This is a genomic window from Aquabacterium sp., assembly GCF_004297345.1.
In the GTDB taxonomy this organism is placed as follows: domain Bacteria; phylum Pseudomonadota; class Gammaproteobacteria; order Burkholderiales; family Burkholderiaceae_C; genus Aquabacterium.
Genome location: NZ_SCTN01000109.1, coordinates 1 through 5,614 on the forward strand (window position 1 = coordinate 1; position 5,614 = coordinate 5,614).

Annotated in this window: 6 protein-coding genes; all 6 read left to right on the top strand. The window is 60.7% G+C overall.

Going from position 1 to position 5,614, the window contains the following annotated elements:
• A partial coding sequence (locus EPO09_RS03230; protein ID WP_290640084.1) for a DUF898 family protein occupies positions 1 to 518 on the top strand: 518 nt, incomplete at its 5' end.
• Positions 519 to 538: 20 nt separating this feature from the next.
• A complete protein-coding gene (purB, locus tag EPO09_RS03235) occupies positions 539 to 1,915 on the top strand; it encodes an adenylosuccinate lyase (RefSeq protein ID WP_290640086.1) in 1,377 nt (458 codons plus the stop codon).
• Between the two features lie 228 nt (positions 1,916 to 2,143).
• The gene (locus EPO09_RS03240; RefSeq protein WP_290640088.1) at positions 2,144 to 2,836 is read left to right on the top strand and encodes a PEP-CTERM sorting domain-containing protein; all 693 of its coding nucleotides are present in this window, start codon (positions 2,144 to 2,146) and stop codon (positions 2,834 to 2,836) included.
• A 226-nt stretch (positions 2,837 to 3,062) separates the two neighbouring features.
• Complete coding sequence (locus EPO09_RS03245; protein ID WP_290640089.1) at positions 3,063 to 4,229, top strand: glycosyltransferase family 39 protein; 1,167 nt, start codon at positions 3,063 to 3,065, stop codon at positions 4,227 to 4,229.
• 48 nt (positions 4,230 to 4,277) lie between these two features.
• Positions 4,278 to 5,117 carry an orotidine-5'-phosphate decarboxylase gene (gene pyrF, locus EPO09_RS03250; protein ID WP_290640091.1) on the top strand — a complete coding sequence of 280 codons (840 nt, stop codon included), beginning with the start codon at positions 4,278 to 4,280 and terminating at the stop codon, positions 5,115 to 5,117.
• Between the two features lie 34 nt (positions 5,118 to 5,151).
• Positions 5,152 to 5,614, top strand: a 463-nt coding sequence (locus tag EPO09_RS03255) for an ABC transporter permease (protein ID WP_290640093.1), incomplete at its 3' end; no start/stop codon positions are given.

Below are 5,614 nucleotides of genomic sequence, written 5' to 3' on the forward strand. Positions count from 1 at the left end.
TGCGCCTGGGGCCTTTGCATCTGCTGTGGAAGGCGACCAAGCCTGCCGTGATGATGATGTTTCTGCGCACGCTGGCGTGGGCCATGCTGGCTACCGTGTTCAGCCTGGGCGTGGGCGCCATGCTGCTGGCCGGTGTGCTGGTGATGCGCGGCAAGCTCAACCTGACGATCGAGCGTGGCTTGATGCTGGCCTCGCTATTGGCTGTGTGCGCAGCCGTTCAGCCCTACGCGCAGGCGCGCCTGCAGAACCTGTTGTGGAACAAGTCCGGTAACCGCTATCTGCGCTTCAGAAGCAAGCTGTCTGTTGCTGATTTTGTGATGCTGCAAGGCAAGCATGCGCTGCTGCTGGTCTTGACCCTGGGGCTGTACTGGCCCTGGGCCGTGATTGCCACGCGGCGTATGCGTGCGCATTCGCTCACGATCTGGTCTCGGGTGGACGCCGATGTGCTGAAGGCGCATTGGCCCACCTATGAAGGCCCAGCTACCGGTAAAATGGCGGGTTCGCCTGCGAATCTGTAACCCGTCTCGGACCATTGCCCATGAACCAGTCTGCTTATTCCGCCTTGACCGCCTTGTCGCCGCTGGACGGCCGCTACGCCGCCAAGGTCGCCACCTTGCGCCCCTTGCTGTCCGAGTTCGGCCTGATGCACCGTCGTGTGCAGGTTGAAGTCGAGTGGTTCATCGCCCTGTCTGATGCCGGTCTGCCCGAGTTCCCGGCCTTGTCCGAGGCATCGCGCGGCTATCTGCGCGGTCTGGTGGCACGCTTTTCCGAAGCCGATGCCCAGTCCATCAAGGACATCGAAAAGACCACCAACCACGATGTGAAAGCGGTCGAGTACTGGCTCAAGCAGCGCTTTGCCAATCACCCCGAGCTGGAAAAGACCGGCGAGTTCGTGCACTTCGCCTGCACCTCGGAAGACATCAACAACACCAGTCACGGCCTGATGCTCAAGGCCGCGCGCGAGCAGGTGATCCTGCCCGCCATCGATGGCCTGATCGGCACGCTGAGCGGTCTGGCCCACAACATGGCCGAGATCCCCATGCTGAGCCGCACCCACGGCCAGACAGCATCCCCCACCACCGTGGGCAAGGAAATCGCCAACGTCGTGGCCCGCCTGGCCACGGCCCGCACCCGCATCGCCGATGTCAAGCTGCTGGCCAAGATGAACGGCGCCGTGGGCAACTACAACGCCCACCTGTCGGCCTACCCTGACAAGGATTGGGAAGCCTTCAGCCAGTCGGTCATCGAAAACCAGCTGGGCCTGACCTTCAACCCCTACACCATCCAGATCGAGCCGCACGACTACATGGCCGAGCTGTTCGATGCCGTGACCCGTGCCAACACCATCCTGATCGACTGGTCGCGTGACGTGTGGGGCTACATCAGCCTGGGTTACTTCAAGCAAAAGACCAAGGCCGGCGAAATCGGTTCGTCCACGATGCCGCACAAGGTCAACCCGATTGACTTCGAGAACGCCGAAGGCAACTTCGGCCTGGCCAATGCCGTGCTGACGCACTTGAGTCAGAAGCTGCCTATCAGCCGCTGGCAGCGTGACCTGACCGACTCGACCGTGCTGCGCAACATGGGTGTGGCCTTGGGTTACGCCCTGCTGGCTTACGACAGCCTGGCTCGAGGTCTGGGCAAGCTGGAAGTCAACCCGCAAGCCTTGGCCGATGACCTGGACAGCTCGTGGGAAGTGCTGGCCGAGCCCATCCAGACCGTGATGCGCCGTTATGCCTTGCCCAACCCTTATGAGCGCCTGAAGGAGCTGACACGCGGCAAGGCCATCACCCGCGAGTCCATCCAGGCTTTCATCGAAACGCTGGAACTGCCTGAAGCAGAAAAGGCGCGCCTGATGCAGATGACGCCGGGCAACTACATCGGCAAGGCTGTGGAGTTGGCCAAGCGCGTCTGAATCCCACGTTGAGCTTGCGCTGATTCGGTCTGGCACTGAATCGGCCTGAATGGCCTGCGATCACCATGCCCGCCACATGCGGTGCACACGTGATTGGCAGGCCATTTCCGCCATGGGCCTTGCCCCTAAGGCTAGGCCTCTTGTGCCCCTATCGCTAGGGATGCGCGATCTGGCCTGAATTCCTACATTGGCGACTCCTGTTTTTCGCATTCAACTAGGAGTCCCATCATGCAATTTGCTTCTCGCTTCGCTTTGAGCGCCATCGCTTTGGCTGCCGGCCTGTTCAGTCTGACTGGCGCCCGCGCTGTGTCGCTGACGGAGCCCGTGTCACCAGCCAATTTCGCTGACACCACATTGGGCGGCACCACGTCTGCGGCTCGCCCCGAGCTTGCTGGCACCGTGCTGGAAGACGTCCTCACCCCCTTCAGCTTCAGTGGCGTGAGCGGCACCGTCCAGAACCGCGTGGTGCGCGAAACCGGTTCCGGGACGCTGGATTTCTACTGGAAGGTCAACGTCGATGCGTCCACCAACGGCGTGGGGGTGAGCGCTTTCCGCCTGGCTGACTTCGGCTACGGCAACATCAAGGATGCGGACTGGCGCATCGACGGCCTGGGCACACCTGCTCCCAATGCCGCCCGACTGTTCAACGCGAGCAGCTATCCCACGGGTGATGTCAACTTCCTGTTCGACAGCGGCATCAATCCTGGCAGCCAATCGCGCTTTTTCTTCCTGCATACCGGTGCCACGGCTTACGACAGCACGGCCAAGTTCGATCTGCTGACCACGGGGGCGCAGCAACTCTCTGGTGTCTACCAGACGTTTGCACCTTCAGTGCCAGAGCCATCAACCTGGAGCCTGATGCTTGCCGGCATGCTCGGCGTGGGGGGCGTCTTGTGTCGTCGCATCAAGCCGCAAGCGTGACATCCTGATACATTGGATTTTTGTCGCCGATTAGATGCCACGCGTACACTCGAGCAATAAGACTTGGGGTGTGGTGGGTGCACGTTTGCGAAGCCAACTCCCCGGGCATAAAAGATATTGAATTCAGGGGGGGGTTATGGCCTGGCGTTCGCGCGAGTGGGGCGACCTTGCTGTTTGGCTGATATTGATCGCGCCATTCTTGCTTGTCGCTCATTTACTCAATGACTTGCACACATCTATCCTGACCTTTCACGGGACGGATGAGGGCATCTTCCATTTCCCGGCGATATTGCGCTTCGCGGCCCAACTGCCTACGCCTCAGTTGGGCAATTACTCGTCTGCTACAACGCCGTTGTTTCACTTGGTGTTTTCGGTCATTGGCGAATTGATCGGGTTCGATCTGTACAAGCTGAGGGCCTTCAACGCGCTGTTCTCCTTTCTGGCCACCTGGGTCTATTACAGGATTTGGACCGAGCAGTTTGAGATGGATCGCCGGTCGGCGTTGCTGATCACGATGCTGTTTCTGATCTCACCCTACTTTTTCGGGGTGTCGTTTATTTTGCTGACAGACAACCTGGCCTGGTTGTTTTGCCTGCTGACGATATACAACCTGCTGGCTGGTGTGCGCACTGGCAGCATGAGGTCCTGGTGCATGGCAAGTCTCTGTCTGTGCTTGGCGCTGCTGACCAGGCAGACGCTGAGCTGGTTGATGCTGGGTGCCGTGCCCATGGTGCTGTTTCACTTCCAAAAGACGTCGGACCGCGTGATGCGTGTCGGCTTGCTGGGGTTGGCGTGCCTGCCACTTGCCGTGTTGATTTTCAAGTGGCATGGGCTGGTACCCCCGTCGTTCCAGACCGCGCATGAGGCGCATGCATTTTTGAACCTCCAGGCCATCGAATTCGTGCTCGCCGTGACCGGCTTGTACTTTCCGTTGTTGCAGTCGCGCCAGTTCCTGGGCTTGGTGAGGCATCCTGATCGGATGACGATCGGGGCGCTGTTGGCGGGGCTGTCGCTCCTGGTGATCCTGCCCGTTGGTCAATTGGCGTTCAACGATGGCTTCATCTGGCGCATCTCCAGATCCATGCCCTATGTGCACGATAGTTCGTTGATTTTCTGGGGGCTCGTGCCGATTGGCATGCTGGGCGTGGTGCACATGCTCAGGCGCACACCTACAGGTTTGGGTATCTGGATGCTGCTGGCCTTTACGGTGTCGATGCTGCCTTCCAGTGTGTTGTTTCAGAAGTATTTCGACCCGTTCATCCCGGTTTTCATCTTGCTGGCCGGAGAAAACAGGCGCCAGCTTGCGCCAGGCGAAAGTGGCATCGTGATCGCGCTGATTCTGGGGTTCATTGCTTACGCCTTGCTGCCGTACGGCATGGCTCATTCGGCTTGATATCGGAGACAATCCAAGGATTGTTTCCAATCCCCTTTGCGGTGCCCCATGAGTTTTGTCGATCGCTTGCGCCATGTTCAAAAGCAGAACGATTCCCTGCTTTGTGTGGGCCTGGACCCCGAGCCGTCCAGGTTCCCCGGCGCCTGGAAAGGCCAGAGCGACCGCATCTATGACTTTTGTGCGGCCATCGTGGATGCCACGAAGGACCTGGTCTGTGCCTTCAAACCGCAGATCGCCTACTTCGCGTCCCATCGTGCGGAAGACCAGCTGGAGCGCCTGATGGCGCACATGCGCCGTGTGGCGCCTCAGGTGCCTGTGATCCTGGACGCCAAGCGCGGGGACATTGGCAGCACGGCCGAGCAATATGCGCACGAAGCCTTCGACCGTTATCAGGCCGACGCCGTGACGCTCTCACCCTTCATGGGCTTTGACACCATGCAGCCCTTCCTGAAGTACCCAGGCAAGGGCGTGATCCTGCTGTGTCGCACGTCCAATCCGGGTGGTTCGGACCTGCAGAACCTGCGCCTGGCCGATGTGGCCGGCCAGCCCCGCGTGTACGAGCACATTGCCGCGCAGGCCCAGGGCCCCTGGAACACCAACGGCCACATGGGCCTGGTGGTCGGTGCTACTTTCCCTGAAGAAATCGCCCGCGTGCGTGAACTGGCCCCGACCCTGCCATTGCTGATCCCCGGCGTGGGCGCACAAGGCGGCGACGCCGTGGCCACCGTCAAGGCTGGCCTGAAGCTGGATGCCAGTGGCGCCATCACCGGCACCATCATCGTTAACAGCTCGCGCGCGGTGCTGTACGCCAGCAGCGGCGAGGACTTTGCCAGCGCAGCCCGCAAGGTGGCACAGGACACGCGTCTGGCGCTGAACGCGGCACGCTGATCTGCCGCGTAGGGCGCCGCCCCTACACTAGGGCATGTTCCTCTTCAGGTTGTTGCTCAAGAACGCGTTCAGGTATCGCCTGCGCGCCTTGTTGACCATGATCGGTCTGGTCGTGGCGATTTCGGCCTTCGGCCTGTTGCGCACGATCGTGGATGCCTGGTATGCGGGCGTCGATGGCACGTCCAGCACGCGGCTGGTCACACGCAGCGCCATCTCGCTGACCTTTCCCTTGCCCTTGAACTACGCCGAGCGCATCCGTTCGGTGGATGGGGTCAGCGGTATCTCCTGGGCCAACTGGTTCGGCGGTGTCTACATCACCGAGCGCAACTTCTTTGCGCAGTTCGCGATCGATCCGCCCAGCTATCTGGCGCTGTACCCGGAGTTCATCCTCAGCGACCAGGAAAAGACCGAGTTCTTTCGCGATCGCCAGGGCTGTGTGGTGGGGCGCAAGCTGGCGCGCAAGTTCGGCTGGAAGGTGGGTGACACCATTGCCTTGC

What these genes read in the sequence shown, in the direction of transcription:
- EPO09_RS03240 (WP_290640088.1), top strand. Translation starts at nt 2,144, where the DNA reads ATGCAATTTGCTTCTCGCTTCGCTTTGAGCGCCATCGCTTTGGCTGCC.
- pyrF (WP_290640091.1), top strand. Translation starts at nt 4,278, where the DNA reads ATGAGTTTTGTCGATCGCTTGCGCCATGTTCAAAAGCAGAACGATTCC.
- purB (WP_290640086.1), top strand. Translation starts at nt 539, where the DNA reads ATGAACCAGTCTGCTTATTCCGCCTTGACCGCCTTGTCGCCGCTGGAC.